The 23,034-nt window shown below is 52.3% G+C and carries 17 protein-coding genes and 1 tRNA gene; 10 read left to right on the top strand and 8 right to left on the bottom strand.

All coding sequences use genetic code 11. The features are described from left to right. Positions 1 to 147: 147 nt before the first annotated feature. Positions 148 to 2,973, bottom strand: a complete 2,826-nt coding sequence (locus KTH_RS22095; RefSeq protein ID WP_111324992.1) for a tetratricopeptide repeat protein — start codon at positions 2,971 to 2,973, stop codon at positions 148 to 150. Positions 2,974 to 3,291: 318 nt separating this feature from the next. Between KTH_RS22095 and KTH_RS22090 the strand changes: the two genes are divergently transcribed. The 3 genes from KTH_RS22090 to KTH_RS22080 all read left to right on the top strand — a co-directional run bounded on the left by KTH_RS22090 (position 3,292) and on the right by KTH_RS22080 (position 5,696). Continuing rightward, positions 3,292 to 3,687, top strand: a complete 396-nt coding sequence (locus KTH_RS22090; protein ID WP_111324991.1) for a response regulator — start codon at positions 3,292 to 3,294, stop codon at positions 3,685 to 3,687. Between the two features lie 224 nt (positions 3,688 to 3,911). Beyond that, complete coding sequence (locus KTH_RS22085) at positions 3,912 to 4,610, top strand: hypothetical protein (RefSeq protein WP_111324990.1); 699 nt, start codon at positions 3,912 to 3,914, stop codon at positions 4,608 to 4,610. A 156-nt stretch (positions 4,611 to 4,766) separates the two neighbouring features. Continuing rightward, positions 4,767 to 5,696: a metallophosphoesterase family protein gene (locus tag KTH_RS22080; RefSeq protein ID WP_111324989.1), complete on the top strand. Its 930-nt coding sequence runs from the start codon at positions 4,767 to 4,769 to the stop codon at positions 5,694 to 5,696. 7 nt (positions 5,697 to 5,703) lie between these two features. Here the strand turns inward: KTH_RS22080 and KTH_RS22075 are convergent, their stop codons facing one another. The 3 genes from KTH_RS22075 to KTH_RS22065 all read right to left on the bottom strand — a co-directional run bounded on the left by KTH_RS22075 (position 5,704) and on the right by KTH_RS22065 (position 8,456). Further along, positions 5,704 to 6,423 (bottom strand): response regulator transcription factor, encoded by a 720-nt coding sequence (locus KTH_RS22075; protein ID WP_111324988.1) that lies wholly within the window; start codon positions 6,421 to 6,423, stop codon positions 5,704 to 5,706. Between the two features lie 119 nt (positions 6,424 to 6,542). Then, a complete protein-coding gene (locus tag KTH_RS22070) occupies positions 6,543 to 7,985 on the bottom strand; it encodes a sensor histidine kinase (protein ID WP_170142842.1) in 1,443 nt (480 codons plus the stop codon). Between the two features lie 291 nt (positions 7,986 to 8,276). Continuing rightward, positions 8,277 to 8,456 (bottom strand): hypothetical protein, encoded by a 180-nt coding sequence (locus KTH_RS22065; RefSeq protein WP_497621109.1) that lies wholly within the window; start codon positions 8,454 to 8,456, stop codon positions 8,277 to 8,279. An 857-nt stretch (positions 8,457 to 9,313) separates the two neighbouring features. Between KTH_RS22065 and KTH_RS22060 the strand changes: the two genes are divergently transcribed. Next, on the top strand, positions 9,314 to 10,336 hold the full coding sequence (locus tag KTH_RS22060) for a class I SAM-dependent methyltransferase (RefSeq protein WP_497621107.1): 1,023 nt from the start codon (positions 9,314 to 9,316) through the stop codon (positions 10,334 to 10,336). 159 nt (positions 10,337 to 10,495) lie between these two features. On the opposite strand, the gene KTH_RS22055 is transcribed toward KTH_RS22060, so the two are convergent. Beyond that, a complete protein-coding gene (locus tag KTH_RS22055; RefSeq protein WP_282957334.1) occupies positions 10,496 to 10,630 on the bottom strand; it encodes a hypothetical protein in 135 nt (44 codons plus the stop codon). A gap of 64 nt (positions 10,631 to 10,694) precedes the next feature. Between KTH_RS22055 and KTH_RS22050 the strand changes: the two genes are divergently transcribed. From KTH_RS22050 to KTH_RS22025, 6 genes are all read left to right on the top strand, one after another. After that, entirely contained in the window at positions 10,695 to 11,633 is a 939-nt protein-coding gene (locus KTH_RS22050) for an alpha/beta fold hydrolase (RefSeq protein ID WP_497621105.1), read from the top strand. A 23-nt stretch (positions 11,634 to 11,656) separates the two neighbouring features. Then, positions 11,657 to 13,270, top strand: a complete 1,614-nt coding sequence (locus KTH_RS22045) for an amidohydrolase (RefSeq protein ID WP_111324984.1) — start codon at positions 11,657 to 11,659, stop codon at positions 13,268 to 13,270. Positions 13,271 to 13,453: 183 nt separating this feature from the next. Further along, positions 13,454 to 14,206 carry a LysM peptidoglycan-binding domain-containing protein gene (locus KTH_RS22040; protein ID WP_246046333.1) on the top strand — a complete coding sequence of 251 codons (753 nt, stop codon included), beginning with the start codon at positions 13,454 to 13,456 and terminating at the stop codon, positions 14,204 to 14,206. A gap of 268 nt (positions 14,207 to 14,474) precedes the next feature. Next, a complete protein-coding gene (locus KTH_RS22035) occupies positions 14,475 to 17,159 on the top strand; it encodes a GAF domain-containing sensor histidine kinase (protein ID WP_497621102.1) in 2,685 nt (894 codons plus the stop codon). 1 nt (position 17,160) lies between these two features. Next, positions 17,161 to 17,541 carry a response regulator gene (locus tag KTH_RS22030; protein ID WP_170142840.1) on the top strand — a complete coding sequence of 127 codons (381 nt, stop codon included), beginning with the start codon at positions 17,161 to 17,163 and terminating at the stop codon, positions 17,539 to 17,541. 54 nt (positions 17,542 to 17,595) lie between these two features. Continuing rightward, on the top strand, positions 17,596 to 19,296 hold the full coding sequence (locus KTH_RS22025; protein ID WP_497621100.1) for an ArnT family glycosyltransferase: 1,701 nt from the start codon (positions 17,596 to 17,598) through the stop codon (positions 19,294 to 19,296). An 8-nt stretch (positions 19,297 to 19,304) separates the two neighbouring features. On the opposite strand, the gene KTH_RS22020 is transcribed toward KTH_RS22025, so the two are convergent. From KTH_RS22020 to KTH_RS22010, 3 genes are all read right to left on the bottom strand, one after another. Further along, positions 19,305 to 20,699, bottom strand: a complete 1,395-nt coding sequence (locus KTH_RS22020) for an acyltransferase family protein (protein ID WP_497621098.1) — start codon at positions 20,697 to 20,699, stop codon at positions 19,305 to 19,307. A gap of 209 nt (positions 20,700 to 20,908) precedes the next feature. Continuing rightward, a complete protein-coding gene (locus KTH_RS22015; RefSeq protein ID WP_497621096.1) occupies positions 20,909 to 22,774 on the bottom strand; it encodes a MutS-related protein in 1,866 nt (621 codons plus the stop codon). Positions 22,775 to 22,931: 157 nt separating this feature from the next. Beyond that, a tRNA-Phe gene (locus tag KTH_RS22010) sits at positions 22,932 to 23,004 on the bottom strand. Positions 23,005 to 23,034: the final 30 nt, after the last annotated feature.

Genomic DNA, 23,034 nt, shown 5'->3' with positions numbered 1-23,034 from the left:
CTTGTGCCGCGCCAGACAGGAGGACGCCTTCCTTCGTAAAAGAAGCAGAAGAAGGGTATTCTATCAGACGATGTAGTATCAAAGTCCTCTGAGTCTACAATGGGACTATTGTATCATGTTCGTATGGGTCCTTTAAAGGGGGAGCGCTTACTGTTTTGGTATCGCGTCGGCGTTTTCTTGTGTTTCTTCTATTGCTGGAAGCGTTTGTATCCACTGCTTTGCCTCTTTCAGTAGACGATGCTTTTTGCTGGCAAAGGTTGCCAGGACCTCTTTTCCTGCCTGATATGCCTGAGCGTATTCCCCTTTGAGTGCAGCCACCCGGGCCAGACCATAATGAGCCCGGGCCAGGAGCAGACGATTCCCTGCCGGTGTGCGCTCAAGCATCTCCTGGAAACTGTTGCTTGCCTGCTCAAGTCGCTGCTGTTTCAGGTAGAGTTCACCCTGCATGGCAAGCATATCTGCCAGGAAACGATGGGTGTTGGTCTGCCGTGCGATCTCCAGGCCAACCTGTAGATACTGTTCGGCTTGCTCATAGTCTCCCTGCCGCAGGTGGAAGACGCCCCAGCCAAGCTGATATTCGCAGAGCACATCTTTGTTATCTGGCAGATGTCTGACAAGGTGTTCCGCCTCTTGAAGCGCTTCAAGAGCTTGTGGAAACCGACGTTGATTACTCAAAAGTATGCTGAGGTGGGTCAGCAGCGTTGTTGTCCAGCGCCGTTGATGGATCTGGCGGGCCAGCGTGATACCCTCCTGATAGAAGGTATACGCCTCGGTGTCGTTTCCATAATCATAGGCGACATCACCCAGATTCAAGTGAAAGAGGGGGATATAGTCGATCAAACCGTATTGTTGAGCAAGCGCCAGCCCTTCGCTGAAATAGGCCTGTGCCTGTGCCCCATTGCCGCGTAAGCAGGAGAGCCAGCCAAGATTGTTGAAAAGGTAGGCCACTTTCTCGTTATTATCCTGCTTGCGGGCCAACTCAAGTGCCTTTTTGCCGTTGCTTTCTGCCTGCTGATAGTTGCCTCTATCTCCGTCGATGATCATCAATTTATTGAGCAAGGTAATAATCAGCTCAAAGTTATTCAGGTGATAGCTGATATCAAGGCTGCGATGGAGGTAGCGTTCGGCCTGTTCATAATCAAAGCGATTGAGGGCCAGCGTGCCCAGTGAGCGTAACAGCTCTGCCATCTCAATGCTGGCGTGCTGACGATCTGCTTGTTGCAGGCCCTCTTGCAGATAGCGTTCAGCCTGTGCATAATCGCCTTTGCGACAGAAGAGGTCCCCGATAGCGCTCAGCAGCGAGATGACAAGCCGCTCGTCCTGTGATTGGCGGGCCAGATGGAGCCCCTCCTGTAGAGCCAGTTCAGCGCTCTGATAGTCGCCGCATTTCTGGGCAATTTCTCCCTTATAGGCAAGCATCGTTGCGCTATCAGCCTGCCAGTTCCGAGCAGTGGCGATCTGGTATGCCTGCTCGACGTAGTGTTCAAGCTGCCGATAGAAGCTCCGCGCGAGCAGAAAGTGTTGATATGCCTTGACCCCACGCAGAAACGCAACATCTAAGTTTCGCTCATGTGCCGTTTGCAGCGCCGCATTGATATTGTTCTGTTCAAGCGAGAGGATGGTATAGTCTTTCTGATGCTGCTCCATATACTCGACATAGTAGTGCACGAAGCGCTCGTAGACCCGCCCATCATGCAGGTGGAGATGGGCGTAATCGGCAATGGTTTGGTGCAGGGTATAGCGTCCGGGGGCGCTACTCTCAAGCAGACCAGCATCGCTCAGGGTATCCAGGATCTCACGCGGTGTGTTGCACACGGCAATGGCGGCCTCTTCGGTGAAACTATTTGGTTTGGGCGGAAAAACCGAGAGGTCGCGGAGCGCCTGCCGCGCCTGGGCATCGAGCAATTGGTCACTCACGTTGATAACCGATTGGAGGGAGACCGGGATATTATGCGCGAGGCTGGTATGGCGGTCAACCGGGGCGCGTGGCTCACTGAGCTGTAAACGGGCACGGGCATGGTGAAGATGTTCAATTGCCGCGAGGATGCGTCGGGGCTGACGGCTATGCGATTGGACACGCAGATATTTCCCGATCAGCGTGAGCGCAAGAGGAAGTCCACCAACAGAACGCACCAGCTCACAGGCCATCGGTCGGTGATCCTGTACAATAGAGGGTGCCAGCCGCTCAAGCAGTTGTAAGCCCTCAGCTTCCGCCAGCTCATTTACCAGCGTTGCGCCATCGCTGGCGAAATGGAGCGCGATATGTGGAAAGCGCGTCGTAAGCAGGAAGGCGCACTGTGGTCCCCCTACTTTGCAGGCAAGAGCGTTTTCCAGTTCCCAGGCGTCGTCAATCACAATGAGCATGCGGCGCGTTCCAATTGCGAAGCGGAGCGCCTCGGCCCAACCATGAGCGCTCTCCTGCTCTTTGACCTCTTCTGCCTGAATGCCTAGCAGATTGCCCCAGCGCACCAGATGACTGACGATATCGGGAGAAGGGCCGAGGCCTGCCCAGAGGATGCCGTCAGTGAAATGCTCCTGAATCGCAGGATCGTGGGCAAGCTGAATCGCGAGAGACGTTTTGCCCACACCAGGGAGCCCGTTCAAAGCGGCAAGGGCCGCTGCGTTGCTCTGACAGAGGCGATCTCTGGTTTGCTGAAGCAACGCGTCACGTCCAATCAGGCCGCCTCCTATCGTGGTTGGAAGCGGAATTGCTGGATCAAAAATGTAGGTGTCTGTCATCGGGGGAGAGGAAGGAGGTTCCTGGTCGCTGTTCTCTTCCTGAACGAGACCCAGTTCTTCAGCGTTTTTTCCAAAAAGAGCACAGAGGCGTTCCCGGAAATAAGGATAAGGAAAGGAAAGCCCGCGTTCCCATCGACTTACTGTGGCTGGATCAGTTCCGATTTCTTGCGCGACTTTTGCCTGAGACCATCCCCGTAGCTCGCGTTCCCGTCTTAAGCGCTGATTCTGTTTCATGCCCTTTTACCTTGATAACCATACATATGCGACTGTGCATGCTTTTATCCTACAAGATGATGATGTAGAGCGACATTCTTTCTGACATTCGTTCCAGTCTGGGTTGATTGTGCCTTAACCGGATTCCTGGTCTCTCTATGATTAAGTATGACGCAAACTCTGTTGAAGTGCAAAGTTGTTGGATAGTTGTCGTATAGTTGTCATTGTAACAGATTGTTTGGTGTATGCATAATTATGTATGGAGCACATAGTCAAAAAGGTTTACTCGTTTACATGGGGCATAAGAGTATGTATTAAGTTCAGAGGGGATTTGAACCTATGAACAAGTCTGTGATGATTATAGACGATTCTCCGACGGTTCGGAAAATCGTGGAAGTTTGTTTGAGGCGAGCCGGATTTCGTGTTATTTCGTTTCCCGATGGGGTAGAAGCCCTGCGTGCCTTAACGACCGAGCAATTAGACCGCCTGCCCGATCTCATTATCCTGGATATTGATCTCCCCAAGATGAACGGATATGAGGTAGCCCGTTACTTGAAGTCAAAACCCGCACTGAGTCGTACCCCGATCATGATGTTGACCCGCCACAATGGCGTCGTTGACCGCCTTAAGGCGCGTCTGGCAGGTGTTCATACCTATCTTTCCAAACCATTTACGACCCATACCATTCTTTCGGCAGTAAACGCATGCATTGGTCTGACTGCCGCATCGGCGTAACCAATATCTGTTTTCTCTTTTTATCCTGTGTCGTTCTGATCCCGCCTCGCATCGTACAGAGAGGTAAGTTGAACTCAAGCGTCCGTTCAACTTGCCTCTCTGTTGTTTCTCTGCCTGTTTTCTCGTTTCCTTACTTGACTGGCTCCCCTGTTCTGGTATACTATTATATAGAAATTTTGTTCTAACTTTTCTATCGGGATGCTAGAAAGGAGGACGAACCGGTTATGGATTCATCTCAGGTTCGCCGCAAATCACGACCGCTCGGAAGCGATGTCATCGAAGAAAATGGAGGAGAGGCTACCTTTTTTGATGACGCGCTTTTCGAGACGCGCCGACCGACCAGCACGCGCCGCTATAAGGCGTATGCCCCCCCTTCCCGGGATACAACAGATGATCCAGGAATAGTATATCGCAGACGTTCACGCGGCCTTCAGCAGGAAACAATCGATCTGGATGATGATGAATTGCCGCAGAGCGCCCCTGGAAAGCGCCCCGCCCGTAAGCGCAGGATTAGTCCGCTGCTGCTTATTCTCGTCGGCGGAATTATGACTATAGTACTATTTATGTTGTTGAATGTTGTCTTTTCCTGGTGGCAACTCTATCAGGATGATCTTCATTATGGACGTCCTCGTACTTCGCATCTCGATGCTGTCGTTGGACATGAAGATAGTAAAGAGAAGCCAACCCACTTTATCTTTTTAAATCTGGATCGACACATTCAGGTTGTTGAGATTCCCGGTGGAGATCCGTCGAAAGTACGTATTTTCCCCGGGCCGATTCTGCTTGGTGATGGACAGGATTTGACACCGGTTACCGGAGAGGTAAAAGATGTAGATGGTGATGGTAAGCCAGATTTGCTTGTTCATATCCAGAATCAGCAGATCATCTTTTATAATGATGGGAAGACGTTCAAAGCACGCTAGCACCGTCCCTGTATAAAACCTGACTCCCGCTGGAAGGATGCCAGGTTTTTTTCGTTTGCGGCACGCACCGGTTCTCTTTCTGCATGAAACAGGGTATGCTTGTGTCAGGACACTGTTTGTCCGGTATTTTCATTTTTTCAAAAGGAAGATGGTGCTATGACAGCAAAAGAACAGGATGTGTTGCTCTCTTTCTGGGGCATTGGCGATATGCACTATCGGGCTCATCCCGCCTGGGAGAAGGTTCAGACGCCTCGCTTTCAACTTATGTATGATGATCTTCAAGCGCTCTGGAAAGAAGAGGGAAAGCCCGCCTTCTGTGTCTCACCTGGCGATGTGGTTGATACATGGTTGCGAGAAAACCACGAACTGGCAAAAACGCGTATTCTGGAGCAGATGGGCGATATTCCTTTTTATCCCGGGATTGGCAATCATGAGTACTATGATTCGGCGCAAGGCTTTGCCACACAGCATCTGGAAACCTTTGAGCACGTCTGGGAAAAGTCCCCTCGCTATTGCTGGCAGGTCGGCGAGGTAATCTGTATTATGCTCGATTATCCCGATCCCACCGCAGGCGATGATCCCATGTATGCCTATGTTATGCCCGAGACACTGGCTTTTCTGGATCACACGCTGCATGAATACGCAGAGAAGCCGGCCCTGATCTTCTTACATTGTCCGTTGCGTAATACTGTACGAGATCGCGATCCTGAGCGCCATCGTGACTATAACTCGCTGCAAAACTTCTTCTCTCCCGAAAACTCACAGGCCGTGCGGAATATTCTTGCGCTGCATGATAACGTTCGGCTTTTTATCAGTGGACATACCCATACCGGTTGGGAAGCGCCGGGAATTGTCTGTACTGAACGGCTTGGAAAGCGTCATGTGGGCTTTGTGAATCTGATGTCGCCCTGGTATACGGGCACGCATGGCGCGACTCGCTTTGATGGAGAGACGTTGATCTATACACCGGATGAACCGCACGTTATTCCGTCGTTCCAGTTTCAGATCTATCGGGATCGGGCGGTAATCCGGGTGCGCGATCACTTCAGCAAATGCTGGCTCAAGGAATGGCTGGTCTCTTTTTGAGGAGAGGTCAGGCGGTGAACCGGTACCCGACACCCCAGACAGTTGCAATTTTCTCGCCTAACGGGCCGAGCTTTTTGCGCAAGCGGGTAATATGGGTATCAACGGTACGATCAAATCCATCATAATCGTAGCCCCAGAGCTGCTGTAGCAGGAAATCCCGACTGAAGGCCCTTCCGGGATGTGATGTCAGCAGAACCAGAAGCTCGTACTCGCGCGGTGTCAGATCGATAGTTGACCCATTTAGCTGTACAGTACGGGCTGACTGGTTAATCATCAGCGTCCCATGCACAATTGTTGGGGCCGGTTCGGAAGGGGCAGGCTGGGCAGGGGCAGTGGGCTGAGGCGGCTGTGTCAGACGGCTATCAAGCTCAACGCGTCGCAGCATAGCACGAACGCGTGCCATCAATTCGCGTACGCTGAAGGGCTTACTAACGTAATCGTCTGCGCCGACTTCCAGCCCTAGAATACGGTCTATCTCCTCATTCCGGGCGGTAAGCATAATAATAGGCATGAGGTGATTCTGGCGCACGCGTCGACAGACCGAAAGTCCATCTAGTCCGGGAAGCATCCAATCCAGGATTATCAGATGTGGAATATGTTGTTCTACCAGTGTCAGAGCGGTGGGGCCATCGAATGCTTGAAAAACAACGTGCCCCTCGGCTTCCAATTCGCTCTTAATCAGGTTACATATATCGACTTCGTCTTCAACTACTAAAACGCGTGCCATAAATGTTGTTTGTTCTCCCTGCCCGTTTCAGGAATACATACAGACTGCTGTTGTTCTCCTATAGTGTACAACCTCAACCGGTAATCCGTCTAGCATCCCTGATAAATCGAGGTGCGAAGTCAGGCAGTTTGAAGGATGACGCGAAAACTGCTCCCCTCCCCGACTTTGCTTTCAACGTTGATAAAGCCCCCCATTGCAATTACCAGATCCTGGACGATAGCGAGCCCCAGGCCAAAGCCACCAGATGAGCGGGTACGAGATGCATCGGTGCGATAGAAGCGATCAAAGATCTTCTCAAGCGCCTCCTCGGGAATGCCGATACCGGTATCTGAGACCGCCAGAACAACCTGATCGAGCTTTTCCTGCTTCAAAGTGATCGCGATAATGCCGCCATCGGGCGTATAGGTGATCGCATTGCGCACAAGGTTCAGCAGAACCTGACGCAATCGCTGCCGATCTGCTTTGACTCTGGGTATTCCTGGCTCGATCTCGCGAATCAGAGTAATCTGACGCTCTTTGCGTGCCAGAGGTAAGAGCGACTGATAGACCTCTTCAACAACCTCATCTGCTTCGACCGAGGCCATATTCAGGTGCAGCTTGTCTGTCTCGTTGCGAGCCAGAGAGAGGAGATCATCAACCAGTGTGCCCAGGCGCACCGATTCGCGATGAACGATGGTCAGGTAGCGATGGAGCGTGTCCGGAGTCAGAGGCCGCGTCCCGGGCTTCTCTGTGGCCTGAAGCAAGGACTCAAGGTGAGCGCGAATGCTGGCAACGGGAGTGCGTAGCTCATGCGAGACATTGGCGATTAACTCCTGTCGGCTCAACTCGGCGCGTGTGGCGCGGGCCTGCTCTTCGCGGGCTTTTGCTTCTGCTCGGGCAATGCGTTGCGTTTGATCGTTCATGCCAAGCAGGATGCGTGCCAGCTCTTTCCAGATCCAGACCATTCCCTGAAGCAGGTAGAGCGGCAACAGTGCCAGTCCCAGACCGGTCACACCTGCTCCCAGGATCTCAAGCATGGTTTCGGCGTGAATATGACGTTTCCCCAACCGAAATGAAAGTGGCTTGCCCGCGATCACGATGCCAATATAGACAAATGGCGCGATAAGGAACGTCAGCACGCTGGTACAGATTGCGAGAACGAGGATAAGCACAAAGGCGTTAATGGTAAAGATGAACGAGAGCAGGCCAAGCGGGAACTTGAGTATCAGAAAAGCAAGCGTTTTCCATGTCATCGAGCTGATCAGGCGTTTGCTCAGCCACTCGCGCATGGTTGGTTTACGGGATTCTGGTATCTCAATAGGCGGCACCTCAGCCTGTAGCAAGTTGATCGCCAGAGAGCGCTCAAAGCGGGCCATTCCCCACCAGCTATAGAGCACAAAGAAGAGAATCGGTATGCCGATCCAGACAATCAGGAGGCTGAGGCCCAGAGAGATTCCCGTAAGTAAGAAGACAAGGTATGCTATTCCTAAGGGGAAGGACAGCAATAGGTAGAGTATGCTTTTCGAGAAGCGCTTTCCGGGTGAGGAAAGCGGCTCAGCAGTTGCCTGAATTGTTGTTTGCATAAGCATGTATTTTTCCTGAAGCTGGTCAAGCAGTGATGATAGCGTGTCACCACAGATCCGTGGTTCTGGTTGCTCAGAAACGCTATGGAGCCAGTATAGTGTGCTGGTATGTATAGCATATAACGAATTTGTTACGAATATGTGTCCTGCTGCTTGACAGCAAAAAAGGGTCCGGAGGCAAGGAAGCCCCCGGACCCCTTCTGGTCCACCACATCCCCTCATCCACCCCTGTACAATGTGCGCTGGTTCTATCGCTGACACTCCATCCGGTGTGACCGGTGGATTCTTCTTTCATCCATGTGGCGTGCTCACCTGCCAGTCTCCTGACGCGGTGAGGAGAAGCCACCTGTCCAGAAGCGTTTGACGAGGCGTGCTCGTCGGTTCCCGTCTGCCCGACGGTACCGCTGCTTCGTTCAGGAACACCCATCTCCCCGCCCTGTCAGACGAGGCATTCCGGGTCTTCGCTGTCACTTCTTGCTCTCTCCACCTGCCACCTGACAAGCCCTGCTCCACTACTGAGAGTAAGAAGGTTTTCCTGGTTGATCTCTGATGAGAAAGTGCATCACTGCACTTTCCGCTCAGCATCAACACCCAACCTCCCTGCTACATCAAGGCCTGCTTCCCCGCTCACCTTCCCTGCCACGCCCATCGGCCTTCCCCTCATTCTGAGTCCAAATAGATGGCCCGAGTAGATGCGCACATCTTCCTCCCTTACCACTGGAGCCCCCATATATACCGATATGCGCTTTTTGTGAGAGCCGATGCCTCAGCCGCTACGCTTTCACAAGACCGGCAGGCGAAAAGCTCACATCCTGTCGTCCGTTACGGCGCTCTTCTGGCTGAGACACCTCGTCTCTCTACCAGATCCAGCACCTGACCTTCCCCACAACCACGTATTCCCCATGCTCCAATCAGGTCAGCTATGCACTTTCTCTTCGGGTTCCGTGCACTCTGTCAACATCTCTACCAATCCCCGCACCTGACCTTTCCCCCAAACCACGTATTCCTCATGCTCCAATCAGGTCAGCTATGCACTTCCCCTTCGGGTTTTGTGTTCCCTTTTGTTTCTGTCTCTAATATAACACGAAGTTATGACGATGCAATGAATTGAAGAACGTGTATGATGAATAATTTTTCATTTTTGGAGGCAAACCAAAAAGAAATGAGATTACATTTTTTTCATCTTGTTATAAATCTATGCTAACAGAGATGTTTTCTAGCTATTATGTTGCTATAACGCAACCATATTTTGCTCATTGACGAGCGTCTGATGGTCCCGTAAGCTATGCGGTGATATCGCTGGAACGCTAGATTGAAGGAGTGAGAGTATGAGACGCCCGTTATGTCTGTTTTGCGAAAGTGTCTCGCTTTCTGGTCGGGAAACAGTGCTGATCCTCAATTCGGCGGCTGACCCCTTTGTGCAGGAGCTTGCCGCGAAAGCAACGGGGAGTGCAGAGATCATTTTTGCGGAAGATAACCTTGCTGCGGCTACAGCGGCTTTGCAGCTTTTCTCACCGGAACAGCACACACGCTTTGTTCCTTTTCATGCCTATCTTCAAGATCAGAAGGAAGGAACGGCAGATATTGCGCTGTTGAACCTGCTCTATCAGCCCTCCAATGCCTGGATGTATTACGCGTTGCAGGTGGCGGCCTATGCCCTGCGCCCCGGTGGAACGCTCTATGTCACAGGTGCGAAGGATAGAGGTATTATGAGCATCGGGCGGCGTATGCAGGAGCTTTTTGGCAATGGCGAGACGCTGGTGATGAGCAAGGGGCAGCGGGTGATTGCCTCGCGCCGTCCCCCGGGACTGGCATTGCCGAAGCCGGAGGCGCTGCCTGTCTTTGCTGATAGTCGGCTGGATGAGGGAACGCGTCTGCTGCTTGAGGCGGTGCCGGTGCGTCTACAGGATCGCGTGCTTGATCTGGGGTGTGGCGCTGGCTTTATTGGTGTGCATCTGGCTCGTCAGGCGTCAGAGGGCCATGTCACAATGATTGATGTCAGTCTGGCTGCGGTGGCGGCAGCACAGGAAGCTGTTGTCAACAGCGGGCTGCGTAATGTTACGGTTTTGCCCGGTGATGGAGTGCAGGCAGTTCGAGAGCAGCGGTTTGATCTGGTGGTGACAAATCCTCCATTTCATCAGGGAGGCATCCAAACGACGACCATTGCCGAGCGCTTTATCCGGGAGTCGGCGCAGGTGCTTCAGAGGAGTGGGCGCTTTTATCTGGTTGCGAATCGCTTTCTCAAATATGAGCCGACCATGCAGAGTTGTTATGGCAAAGTGGTTGAGGTGGCAGGAAACACGAAATATAAGGTGTTGTGCGCTTCGTCTCCCTTGCCCGGACAGAAGTAGCGAGCGCAGAACACGAGAACATCAGAGTCAGGCGCGAGTAGACCGGCTTTATGGGGTACAATAGAAGAAGAGTTGTACTGATATTCTGGTATCTCAAAACATGTAAGTGGGTTCTGTTGATCTTCTTGTGATGTGAGGCCAGCATTTCTTTTCTGCCTGTCACTGTTCCGGCACGTATTGCATCTCCCTGTCGTCCGGGATCAGATCTGTGCGTGTACTGACGGCGCTTGTTTGCCTCATGGAAGCGAATTGAGCGACGAAAAGCTGTACCGCTGGTGCTGACAAGCGGGACATAAACGGCCTTGCTTTCTTCTCGAAACGGATTGAGTGTCGGTTTCGCTTTATGAAGGGATTAGCCATGACAAAACCTCGCAGTGCCTTTGTCAACACCGAGATTATCAGACTGCACTACCTTGAATGGGATTCCTCGTTGACAGCTCAGACTGCTCCGGGAGAGATAGGTGACAGTGCCGAGGACAATATCCCTCTGGTTTTGTTGCACGGGCTGAGTGCCACGGCCAATACCTGGCAGTTAGTGGCACAGCACCTCTATCATAAACATCTCGTGATCGCCTTTGACCTGCGCGGGCACGGATTGAGTGAGCAGCCGGAGGCGGGTTATGACCTTGTGACCGTGGCGGAAGATGTGGTCCACGGGATGGCGGCTCTGGGGCTTGGTCAGGTGGCACTGGTCGGACATGGTTGGGGGGCACGTGTGGCGCTGGTACTGGCTGCACGACATCCGGCGCTGGTCAGCCATCTTGTGCTGGTTGATTGTCCTCATGTAGAGCCCAGACACTGGCCTGGTATGACCCATGATCGTTTCATTCGGGCAAGTGAGAAGGGCCCTGATCGCCATTATGCCTCGCTGAATCATTTTCTTGAGGCGATGAAAGCGGAGATGGAGGTGTTCTGGTCTCCCGAGATAGAAAATATTATACTCAGCTATGTGCAGCAGTTGCCTGATGGGAGCGTGGAAGAGCGGTTACAGCGTGAACATGGAAGACAGATTCGAGAATCACTGTGGGAGGACCGGGCGCTGCTCTATTATAGTAAGCTTTCCTGTCCGGTTCTGTTGGTGCCAGCAGCGCCTGAACCGAAGCCGGATGGTGATCCGCCGGAACGATTGGAGACGGCCGCCGAGTTCGCCGCGGCAAAAGGCTATATGGCGGCTCAGGTTGCCCGGGCTATTCGGCGGTGCTCGGTGCTCTGGATGCCCGGGGCCAATCACGATATTCAGCTACAACACCCGCAAACACTTGCGCAGGCTGTAGCCAGTTTTGTTGCAGAACTCTGACTATTCTTGGAGAGGGTTGACAGATGACAACAGTGCTTTTTCTCAATGGCAACATCTACACGATGGATGCGTTACAGCCACGCGCTCAGGCGATGGCAATCGATGATGTCAGTGGCCGAATTCTGGCCGTTGGCAGCAATGACGAGGTGCGACGTGTTGGCGGCCAACATGCTGAGTTGATTGATATCAAGGGGCGAACCGTTCTTCCCGGCTTTATTGATGCGCATATCCATCTGATGAGCACCGCGTATCGCGCATATCATATCGATGCAGAGAACGCGTCCTCAGAAGATGAGGTCGCGGAGCTGGTGCGACAGCGTGCTGCAAAGACACCGCCGGGGCGCTGGATTCAGGGAGGACGTTGGGATAAGAATTTGTGGCCCGGTGGTCGTTTTCCAACGAAGGCTTCGCTAGACGCGGCAGCACCTCATCATCCTGTTGTGCTTTGGAGCAAAGACGGTCATTTGCTCTGGGTGAACTCGCTGGCACTACAGAAGGCTGGAATCACAGCCGAGACGCCGGAGCCGGAGACCGGGGCAATCTTGCGTGATGGCTCAGGTGAGCCAACTGGCATCTTGCAGGAAGAAGGCGCGACCTCACTGATGTATCGCGTTGTCGAAAAGTCAGATCCTGAGCTGGATCGGCTCCTGATTGAAGAGGCATTGCAAAAGTTGCAGCGGTCGGGTATTACCTCTATTCACGATATTGAGGGAGAGGATACGCTACAGATCTTTCAGCAATTGCGTGATGAAGGCAAACTTGGGGTGCGCGTACAGATGGTGTTGCCCCGTCAGCTCCTGCCTCAGTTGCGCGAGCGAGGGATCAAGAACGAGGACAATGACCTGTTGCGGGTGACCGGGATCAAGATTTTTGCGGATGGCACGCTTGGTTCACAGACGGCGGCAATGCTGGAAAGTTTTGAGGGGAACCCCGGGAATTTTGGTATTCTCTCGATTCCTGAAAACGAGATGCAGGCTGTTGTGCGCGATGCCAGTGATTTAGGTTTGATGGTTGCCATTCATGCGATTGGTGACAGAGCGGCCCGCGTGGCACTGAACTCAATTGAATATGCACAGCGCTGGCTGGCCGAGCAGGGAAGGCCCTATGATCCAGAACGGGGCTTGCGTTATCGGCTGGAACATGTTCAGTTGATTGCACGGACCGACCTTGAGCGCATGCGCCGCCTGGGCGTCGTTGCCTCCATTCAGCCCTATCATGCGGTTGCTGATCGTGATCTGGCTGTACGGTACTGGGGTAAGCGCCATCGCTATGCCTATGCCTATCGCACTATGCACGAAATGGGAATCCCGATTGCGCTTGGCTCAGATGCGCCAGTGGAAACATTTGATCCCTTGCATATTCTCTATGCGGCAACTGTACGCTCCGATCCCGAGTCAAGACGTCCTTCCTGGTTGCCAGATCAGGCGCTTTCTGTGAGTAACGCGCTCTGGGGGTATACGCTTGGTGCGGCGTATGCAGGAGCAGAAGAGAAGCTGAAGGGCTCCATTACGGTTGGGAAGCTTGGCGACGCAGTTGTGCTCCGAGATGATATAGTGCACGTACCCCAGGAGAAGATGAGTGAGAATGGGGTCCAGGCAACTATTCTCGGTGGGAAAATCGTCTATGGTGAAGTGTAGGAGGTCCTTTAGCCTATAGGCCATTTCTCCTAGATTCATAGTGTTTCATAGTGTTTCATCGATTGCTTGTGTTAATATTGCCTCATCAAAGGATTTGCATCAGTGTATACGCGCTTGATAGCGCGGGCAGATAACGGGACTGCCATATACACGCAATGGAAAAAAGATGGAGGCAAACAATCGATGAACAGATTGCAGACAATCTGGCAGTATTGCAAGAAGCGCAGCGTTGCAAAACTTGCTATCACAAACCTTGCCATTATTGGAGCGCTGCTGATCGGTGCCTTTGGTGTATTTGGAGATCAGATCGCAAGCACGTTTGCGGCAGGTCTTTGTAGCACCGGAGATCAGACATATGTTGTACGCCCGGGCGATACGTTGGGCGCTATTGCTATGCAGTATGGCACCAACTATCAGAACCTGGCGACCTACAACAAGTTGCCGAATCCGGACCTGATTTACGTTGATCAACACGTCTGTATTCCTGGTAAGCAGTCTGGCAGCGTTTCCAACAATGGTGGTGGCTCTTCCCAGGGTACAACACCTTCTAACGTCAGTACAATCTCCTATACGGCGAACCGCACGCACGGAAGTGGAAACTATTTCCCTTATGGGCAGTGCACATGGTGGGCGAATGAACGCTTCCATCAGTTGCATGGATATTATGTTCCCTGGACGACCAACTCTAACGCCTGGCAGTGGGTTGACCGCGCTCGCGAGTTCGGTTGGAACGTTTCCTACACACCGGTGCGTGGTGCTGTTGTTGTCCTGCAGGCCAACGTACAGGGAGCTTCCTGGCTCGGTCATGTCGGTATCGTTGAAAGCATCAATGCTGACGGCTCTGTAACAGTCAGTAACATGAACTGGGGTGCCAATCCCTGGAGTGTTTCTTACTCTACTATTTACCCTGGAAGCGGCGTTGCTTTTGTCTACTAATTGATACATAGACGTACGTCTATATCTGAAAGCGGGTGGTCGAGAATAGATCACCCGCTTTCCTTTTTTGGCTCCTGTTGACACGGAAATAATAGATCTATTCCGAGTGAAAGTAAGCGTCCAGGCCCAAATGTGCTACTTGTCAACATTTACACCTCCCCTGCACTACACTTAGCATAGCAGATATGATATGCTAGGCTGTACTGAATCGAGAGAAACTGATAGAGATTAGGCCTGAGGAAGGATCGAGACCGAGGAGGGAAAACATATGGCTTCTGCCTCTGCCTGGGAAAGTCCTGACGCATCCAGGAACCGGACCTATTTGTTGCCACTCTTGCGTTTCCTTTTACAACAGATGATGGCGCAATTTTCCGCACAGGGAGCCTGTATCGCGCTCTATGACGAGAGTCAGGATCGTATGGTTGTGCAGGCCCATGTTCGTGTGCGGAATGCAAGTGTGTATGTTGAAGCGGGCGGGTTGGGTCTTCGAGTTCCCCGGAGGCGTATTTCAATGCATCTGCAAAAGGATATCGCTCCCACTCCTTCCGGTTATCTGCGACAGGAAAGCCCCGCAATGGATGAGATTGAAGATGTGCTTCCTCCGCAGTGTGAGCTGTTCGCGGTAGGGACGGCTTTTGCGCGTGGTCAGGATGTAATCGGGCAGGCCTGGCAGAGAAATGAAGCCTATATCTTGAGCCATGAAGAGTACCTCTCGATCTTCCATCACGGGCAGCCCCTGAAGCTGCATATTGATATCCCTCCTACGTCATATCTGGTTGTGCCTGTTCAGGAAGGTACCCCGGTTGATGTGCTCTATGGTGATGAGGCCGCTCCCTCTCGTGTTGAAGGGGTTGTGGTTCTGTATCAGATCATTTCCGGCCTGGGCGCGGGCTTTCAGCAGCGACAGCGAGCCGAGGCACTGCAATATGTTGAGCGTATCTCGCTCTATCTACAAAATGAGCGCCTGAAGCGGCTTCAGCAGCGGACGAGCGAGTACCTTGAGCATTTGCAGAATATCAGTACCGCGTTTCCTGCCACGGTCAAGCTCTCGGAGCTGGTTGGCAAGATCTATCAGTTTACGACTCAGGTGGTTGATGTCTCGGCAATGTTGTTGACGCTATACGATCGGGATACTGAGGGAATCTACGATATCTTTGCGGTGATCGATGGTCACTCTGTCGCGAATCTGGCTGAGCAACCGGTGATCTCGAAAAAAGAGGACCGCCCGATGTGGTGGACTGTGGCGCAGCAGGTGGCCCACAACGAGCTACTTCGCCTGAACTTTTCGCCCGCTCAGGATGCCCGGCTTCGAGAGCAGTATCAAGAATTACTGATGGGTACCTGGGGAGACCAACGCAGCGCTCAATCGTTTCTTTTCTTGCCAATGAAAATGTTTAATCGGGTTACAGGCTCATTGTGCCTTACAAGTAAGCGTCCACACGCGTATCATGTAGAGGAAATACAGGTTCTGGAAACAATGATTCAGATAGTCACTGTAAGCTTCGAGAACGCCAAGCTTTATGAGCGTGACCGGCATCTTCTGCGTGATGCTCGTCAACGTGAGGCACAGCTTGCCGCGATTAACAGCGCGTTGCAGTCTATTGGCTCTGTGCTGGATGTCAATGCACTGCTCAATACCTTTGTGGAGAAGGTTGCCAGTCTGGTACGGGTGGATCTCTGTGTGTTCTTCCAGCTCTCGCCCACCAAAGAAGAGCTGGTTGCCCAGGCGATGTATGGCCCTCCGAGTGTCAGCCAGCTTGACGATGGCAGTGGACGCCCGGCGATTGAGCCGCCCTATAATAAGGGCGAGCACGAGGCGCTGATCCGCTTGATCCGCCTGCCGTTTCAAGATACCTTTTTGCAGCAACTGGTAAACGAGTCCTCGTTTTTCTATCTGGACCCGCCCAAGCTGGAAGAGCTGGCACAGTTGAGCGACGAAGGGGGAGCCCTGTTCCTGCGTGCCCTCCCCGATCAACAGATGTTGATGATACCGATGTTCTTTCAGGAAGATTTTATCGGCCTGCTTTCGGTCTCTGTACCGAGAGAGAGCAGAAACTTCCGTCCGAAGGATGTGGGCATGTTGCTTGCCATTTGTGCCCAGGCGGCCAGCGCGATTCGGAACGCTCAGCTTGTTGAGCAGCGTGAGGAGGCGTATGCAGAATTGCAGCGCATGGACAAGCTCAAAGATGAGTTTATGGTGACTGCATCGCATGAGCTACGCACGCCCATGAGCGCGATTATCGGCTATTCGACCCTGCTAAAACGGCAGAGCTCTCGTGCTTCATCGCAGGATATTCTCCGGTTTGCAACCAAGATCAGTACCGCAGCGCAGCAACTACAGAATCTCATTGATAACATGACGGATGCCGCAAAACTGGGAGCCGTTGACAAGAAGTTGGAGCTTAAGTTTGAGGCGGTACAGGTCCGAACAGTGGCGGAGATTGCTGCCAGGATGCTCTTGTTCAATATTGAGCAGAAGATCCGCCTGCGGATAGACAAGCACTTGTGGGTGAATGCTGATGTGCTCCACTTTCGTCAGGTGATGGTTAATTTGCTTGATAATGCTTCAAAATACTCGCCGGCAAAAAGCGAGATTACGGTTTTTGCCGAGGAGACAACGCTTGCGAAGGTGGCGGAGAGGTTGCCGGAAGACCAGGAAGACCCAATGTTGCTGGTAGAACAGGGGGATATTCCTGTTGTGTTGATCTCTGTCAAGGATCAGGGAGAAGGTGTGTTGCCAGAGGATCAGCAGCGCATCTTCGAGAAGTTTGTCAGGGCACCGCGTTCACTGACGACGCCGGTTCGGGGGTCGGGTCTGGGGTTGTATATTTGTCGCCGCTATGTTGAGGCTATGGGGGGAAAGATCTGGCTGGCGAGCAGTGACCCTGAAGAAGGTTCTGTTTTCACATTTTATCTTCCTCGTGTCGAGCCACCAGTTGAAACAGGAGAGTGATATGCAGGTGCAGAAGAGGCCAAGTGCGATCTTAGTGGTGGATGATGACCCTATTATCAGAGATATGATGGTTGATATTCTCAGTTTTGAGGCGTATCCGATCTCTGTGGCTCGTAATGGGCGTGAGGCGCTGGAGATCTTGCGCAGAGATGGAAACTTTCTGGTTTTTATGGATATGCTGATGCCTGTCATGGATGGTCGAGAGGTATGCCGACAGCTACTGGCTGAACCGGAGGTGCGTCAGCGGCACGTGATTGTGCTGATGTCTGCCCTTGATAATATGGTGGATATTTCCGCGCTTCAGGTTGATGCAACCATGCCAAAACCGTTTACAGTAGATGACGTGATGCAGGTGCTTGAACCATACATGCTTACAGGCTAAAAGATGGATGTTTCTGTCATTGAGTAAATGAAAAAGGAATATATGGAAACAACCATGAAATCATCTCATCTGGGCAGGCATGATGTGCTTGCCTTTTCTTTGATTCTTGCCGCGAGTATTATGCGTGGTATCTTTATTTTTCTAGGGTGGCCGTGGACCAATAGTGATGAAGGCACGATTGGTATTATGGCGTTACGCATTGCCTATCACGGCGATCTTCCCATTTTTTATTATGGTCAACACTATATGGGGTCTCATCAGGCGTTCCTGGGGGCCCTTTTTTTCCATCTCTTTGGCCCATCGCTCTTCGCGCTGCGGTTGGGTCTGGTCGTTCTCTTTGCGCTCTTTTTAGCAAGTTCCTATATCCTTGCACGCTTGCTCTATACCCGGGGATGGGCTCTGTTCTCCTTGCTCCTGCTGTGTCTGGGTTCTGGCTATGTCATGGCACGCGAGTTGAGCGCGATTGGAGGCTATACTGAAACGCTGTTGTTTGGTTCGCTCCTGTTTGTGCTCTCTGCGCTGCTCGTCCTGACCTACCGCCCACGCAGCTTTCGCTGGTGGCGAGTTGCGCTCTACTTGCTCTGGGGGCTTGTGGCGGGCTGTGCGCTCTGGAGTGACTTACTGATCGCGCCTTTTGTCTGTATGTCGGGTGTGGTCCTGTTTGTGGTTTGCTGGCGTGAGTTCCTGCACGGGTGGCCTGTGTTGCTCTTGCTCCTCGGCCTGGGGATGGGCGCGTTCCCGCTGCTCTATTACAATCTGCATGCCCTGCCTGGCCAGGATTCGTGGTCGGTGCTCAATAGCATGCGTGGCTCACAGTTGAGTTGGGGCCAGAAAATAACAGGCTTGCTCAATACGATTCGGATCAGCATTCCGTTGATGACTGGTGAGCCTTTCTGTCCTCTGTATGGCAAGTTTGTCTACCTTGCTCCTGTAGTGCAGTATACGCGCCACTGTCAGGTGCTGATGGATCTGTGGGGGTTTGGCTATTGCGCCGTCTTTTTGATCGCGCTCTGTCTGGCTTGCTGGACGCTCTGGCGCACATGGAGGCAGGGGCGGCAGGCGCCAGGAGAGGAACAGGCACAGCTTCAATGGCGGCGGGCAATCTTACACGCTGGCCTGCTCGGCGCCGCTTTGTTGACGATTTATATGTATGCATTTAGCAATGGTTCTCTACATGATCCTGACGTGCATGCACGGTATGTCATTGGTTTGCTGGTCTGTTTGCCCGCGCTTTTCTGGTGGCTCTGGCAGGGCATTACGGCGCAGATCGAGAAAAAGCGCTGGCCCGCACTGGTGGGCAAAGGCGGATGCGCCCTTATTCTGACCTATGTCCTTGTGATGTCGCTGATTGGCCCATTCCTGACCACATTTGGAGAAGTGCCGCAGGCAATAGAAATTGCGCGCCGAAACGAGCGTATTGTGAACACGCTGGTTCAGCTTGGTGTGAAGAGCATCTACACCGACTATTGGGGGTGCAATAAGTTTTCGTTTCTCTCGCAGGAACGCATTGCCTGTGTCGGGGTGAGTGATGAGCTGAAGCCCGGGCGAAACCGCGTGCCGGGCTATCTGGAACTGGTACAGCATGATTCGAAGGCGGCGTATCTGTTCTCGGCCTCCTCGAAATATGTACCGGGAACAGATATCTCGCCCGCCAATTCTGTTGTGCATAAAAACATTGAGCGTTACTTTCAGCAGACCGGGCGCAAATACAAGCGGATCTCGTTAGAGGGATACTGGTTGTATTTGCCCCAGTGAGCCAGTTGTCAATCTTTTGCGATGAGCTCACGAGACTCATCGTTTATAGAAGCCGTCCGCTTTGTTGGATGGCTTTTTTTATTGCGTGTCAGCCGCTCTCCAAGCTGAATCCCCGGGCGTTCAACCAGGAAGAAGAGCAGCAGCATACAGGGAATAATCAGGAAAAGGAGCCAGGCACCGTAGCTCAGGTAGATGAGGATGTTGGGCCAGTGGTGCACATGGCTTTGAATCAATGGTGTCAGTTGTTGCAATAGCAGCAGATGCCACATATACAGGCCATATGAGAGCAGACCAATCCAGCGCAACGGTTTCCACTCAAAGGGCCGTTTCAGCCAGGCAAAACCGAAGAGCAGGGCCAGAACGCAGATGCCATAGCCCAGACCGTAGCCCAATTCGGAAACGTAGGCGAAATTGTCATTGAGCGCTCTGAAAATGTTGAGATCTGTGGCGAGCTTCGGGTGCATATCGTACTTCCAGAGGAACATACTGAGGAGTACCAGTAGCCCGATCACAAAGAGCAAGGGGCTGAGCTTTTGCAAACGGCGCTCGGTGTTTTGCTTGTGTTGCTTGGGAAGCGCTTGCACATAGATATAGAGCGAACTGACCCACATACCAACTGCAAAGTTCTCAAGGAATTTGCCGTGCAGGCCTGCTTTCTCGATCGTGCCATATGAGAGCACAAGATAGATATGGGTGATAATAGGCGGAATGGCCGGTAGATTCCAGACATGCCTTTCAAATTGAAGCCCGACAAAGCGTGAGAATACGCCCCAGCTTGTCAGCAACAGCAAGAAGAACGAGAGCAGAAAGAAGCGTGAACGCGGAGTGGAACGAGACATGATTGCTCGCACCAGCAGGCCGATCCCGAGCGCGATAAAGGGAAGCCAGAGGTAGAATTGCCACTCGACTGCCAATGTCCAGAATGGACCGTTGATCTCCTTGAAGGTGGTCTTGCCCGAATCCATAAACATAGTGACAAATGCCACTACACGGGGGAGGTTCCTGGGCTGAAGGTAGGCAGGGTGAAAAAGGAGAATCATGAGCAGGAGCGAGAGATAATAGGCTGGCAAGATGCGCATAATGCGCTTTACATAGAATCTCCAGAAAGAGGACCATTTCTGTTGCTCAAAAAGAATGGCTCTCGCGTAGGGAAGAAATAGCAGGAAGCCCGAAAGAATAAAAAAAAGATTGACGCCCGTATCTCCTGCGTTGAGGATCGCCCCGAAGAAGACCGGGAGCTTGTCCATGCGCAGGATCTTGATATCCTGTACAAATATGAGCATCATATGATAAGCAATAACAAAAAGGCAGGCCAGTGCCCGCACCCCATCCAACACAGCAATCGTGTTTTTCTGTTTCTTGCCTTCCAGTATAAGATCTAGTTTTGCTCTTGTACGTTGCAAAAAAGATTCTCTATTTTGGCTTACGGCGACTGGAGTAATCAAGGTTTTAGTGACTCCTCACATTTTACAGCATTAGGTCCTACTTCACCTGACACTGTAACAAACAGGGCCGAGGATTTGCAAGAATGCGAAATAAGGGTAGGAATATATTGCGGTATATTAGATAAAAATAACCGCTTCCGTCAGGTAGAAAACGGTCATTTCTCTTCTTATTTCTTTTGTTTGCTTTTCTCTTTTGTGCCCTTTATAGGCTCAGGCCAGGAAATGGGCAAACCTTCCAATTGCATGATCTTCAGAGCGTTGGTTGTGGGACAGGGGCCTACGTGCAGCTTATAGTCAAAGGTCATTTTCCCGTCAACCACCTCTTCCCGGAAGTGATAATTGCTTACCTGCGGCAATTCCTCGCTGAGTGTCACAAGCTCAAGGTCGTGAGTGGTCAGCGCACCGACACACCGCTTCTGCGCCAGTGCATAGATATAGGCGTGGCTGCCAATAAGCCGCTCGCGGTTGTTTGTGCCTTTGAAAATCTCATCGATAAGGAAGAAGATCGGGTAACGTGGTTGTGCTTCCAGCCGCTGAAGGAGTCCGCGCAGACGATGAACTTCGGCATAGAAATAGGAGAAGCCATCAGCCATTGAGTCGGTAACACGAATGCAGGCATAGAGCTCAAAGAGCCGGGTCTGAAATGAGCGAGCAACCACCGGTGCTCCGGCATATGCCAGACAGAGGTTAACGCCGATAGTGCGCAGGAAGGTGCTTTTTCCCGCCATATTGGAGCCGGTCAGGAGCATGATGTCACCGATGCGGGCAAAGCTGGTCGTGTTGGTCACACGGACGGCGGGATCGATCAGCGGATGACCGAGCTCTGTTGCCTCTAGCAGTGGCTCATCCGCTTCAGCGGGAAGAAGTCGGGGCATAGTGTATTCCGGGTTGAGATAGGCGAAATTCGCCAGTGAACAGAGCGCTTCGAGCTCATACCATGTATCGAGCCATTGCGGCAGGTGCTCGCTGAGGTCGGCCTTGAACTCCTGAAGCCTGCGCGAGATGAAGGCATCCCAGGGCAGGAACGCATTGAAGAAGAGGCTGCCTATCTGATCCTGAGTGAACCCCGAGAGAGAGGCAATCAACTTGAGGTTTTTCATCAACCGTGAGGGACGAACAGTGCCACTGTAGCAGGGATGACATATTCCCTGGAGCTTCGACTGCGGCGCAAAAGAGGTGCGTTCGAGAAAACTGAAGATGATGCCTAACCGTCTGAGTGTTTCACTCATGTAGGCCGTTTCTTCATACAGGCCTGCACGATCAGAGGTTGTCAGGATTGACCAACCGATACAAAGAAAAAAGGGAATGGCTGTTAGCATCAGGGAAATATGGGCAACGATATAGGCAATGATCGTTCCGAGAAAGAGCGCTGTGAGCAGGAGCGGAACAATCAGCTTATAGAGGGGTATAGGTTTCATGGTCCTGGTGACCCAGTTTTGTAGCCTCTCGCTTACAAGATATTCGTTGCCATAGCTGACCGCATACTGTGAATGCTCGGCCAGCGCGGCCCGAAAATTGATCATTGGGGTCAGTTCCCGCACAAGCTGCTGGCGTTGAAGGATCGTATCACGGTCAGGTTCACGTGTCAGAAGCCATGAGCGCAGGCGCTCGCTTCCACTCTGGGAGGCTGCGGTATTGAGCAGTTCATGCAGCGAGTAGTCGCCGCTGATATCCAGGTCATTTTCAAAGGGGTGATCGCTCTGCTCCGCTTTGGGGCCTGTTGAGGGGATATTCTCCCAGTCGAGTGCAAGGCGGGCAAGCTGCTGTTGATGGTATTCGAGACGGCGCTGATAGCGTGATACACTCTGTTGATAGGCTTTATGCAGCCGCCAGTTATAGACGAAATAGAGAATAGCGCCGATGATGACAAGTACGCCAAAAATATGGTTCCAGGCCAGCGCCCCCGCACAGAGAAAGAAGCCCAGGAAAACCGTGGCGAGCTGTTGCATACCATAAAAACGTTGGCGGTCTAGGCGTCGATCTATACGCTCTTGTAGTCGCTCCAGATGCCGTTGCAAGGCAGCCTGACGCATGTGTTGGGATATCATTTTGCAAGTGTCCTGTCTTTTCAAATGAAAGCTTGATGGGGTTTCTACTTTTTAAGTAGTACGTAAAATGCGGCTTCGGGTTGTGAGGGCTGCTGTCTCGAAGAGGCATAAAAAAAAGCGCCTTTTCGGCGCGCATACAAAATGCCAAGGGCCGGAATCGAACCGGCGACACCAGCATTTTCAGTGCTGTGCTCTACCGACTGAGCTACCTTGGCGCGAGAATTAATATAACACGACTCGCTCTG

Source organism: Thermosporothrix sp. COM3, assembly GCF_059696735.1.
The sequence above is the reverse complement of the archived record's forward strand: the minus strand, read 5'-3'. Positions and strand labels throughout refer to the sequence as shown.

What these genes read in the sequence shown, in the direction of transcription:
- KTH_RS22015 (WP_497621096.1), bottom strand. Translation starts at nt 22,774, where the DNA reads ATGCGTCAGGCTGCCTTGCAACGGCATCTGGAGCGACTACAAGAGCGT.
- KTH_RS22055 (WP_282957334.1), bottom strand. Translation starts at nt 10,630, where the DNA reads ATGTCCCGCTTGTCAGCACCAGCGGTACAGCTTTTCGTCGCTCAATTC.
- KTH_RS22070 (WP_170142842.1), bottom strand. Translation starts at nt 7,985, where the DNA reads ATGCAAACAACAATTCAGGCAACTGCTGAGCCGCTTTCCTCACCCGGA.
- KTH_RS22095 (WP_111324992.1), bottom strand. Translation starts at nt 2,973, where the DNA reads ATGAAACAGAATCAGCGCTTAAGACGGGAACGCGAGCTACGGGGATGG.
- KTH_RS22045 (WP_111324984.1), top strand. Translation starts at nt 11,657, where the DNA reads ATGACAACAGTGCTTTTTCTCAATGGCAACATCTACACGATGGATGCG.
- KTH_RS22080 (WP_111324989.1), top strand. Translation starts at nt 4,767, where the DNA reads ATGACAGCAAAAGAACAGGATGTGTTGCTCTCTTTCTGGGGCATTGGC.
- KTH_RS22075 (WP_111324988.1), bottom strand. Translation starts at nt 6,423, where the DNA reads ATGGCACGCGTTTTAGTAGTTGAAGACGAAGTCGATATATGTAACCTG.
- KTH_RS22025 (WP_497621100.1), top strand. Translation starts at nt 17,596, where the DNA reads ATGAAATCATCTCATCTGGGCAGGCATGATGTGCTTGCCTTTTCTTTG.
- KTH_RS22060 (WP_497621107.1), top strand. Translation starts at nt 9,314, where the DNA reads ATGAGACGCCCGTTATGTCTGTTTTGCGAAAGTGTCTCGCTTTCTGGT.
- KTH_RS22040 (WP_246046333.1), top strand. Translation starts at nt 13,454, where the DNA reads ATGAACAGATTGCAGACAATCTGGCAGTATTGCAAGAAGCGCAGCGTT.
- KTH_RS22090 (WP_111324991.1), top strand. Translation starts at nt 3,292, where the DNA reads ATGAACAAGTCTGTGATGATTATAGACGATTCTCCGACGGTTCGGAAA.
- KTH_RS22035 (WP_497621102.1), top strand. Translation starts at nt 14,475, where the DNA reads ATGGCTTCTGCCTCTGCCTGGGAAAGTCCTGACGCATCCAGGAACCGG.
- KTH_RS22030 (WP_170142840.1), top strand. Translation starts at nt 17,161, where the DNA reads ATGCAGGTGCAGAAGAGGCCAAGTGCGATCTTAGTGGTGGATGATGAC.
- KTH_RS22085 (WP_111324990.1), top strand. Translation starts at nt 3,912, where the DNA reads ATGGATTCATCTCAGGTTCGCCGCAAATCACGACCGCTCGGAAGCGAT.
- KTH_RS22050 (WP_497621105.1), top strand. Translation starts at nt 10,695, where the DNA reads ATGACAAAACCTCGCAGTGCCTTTGTCAACACCGAGATTATCAGACTG.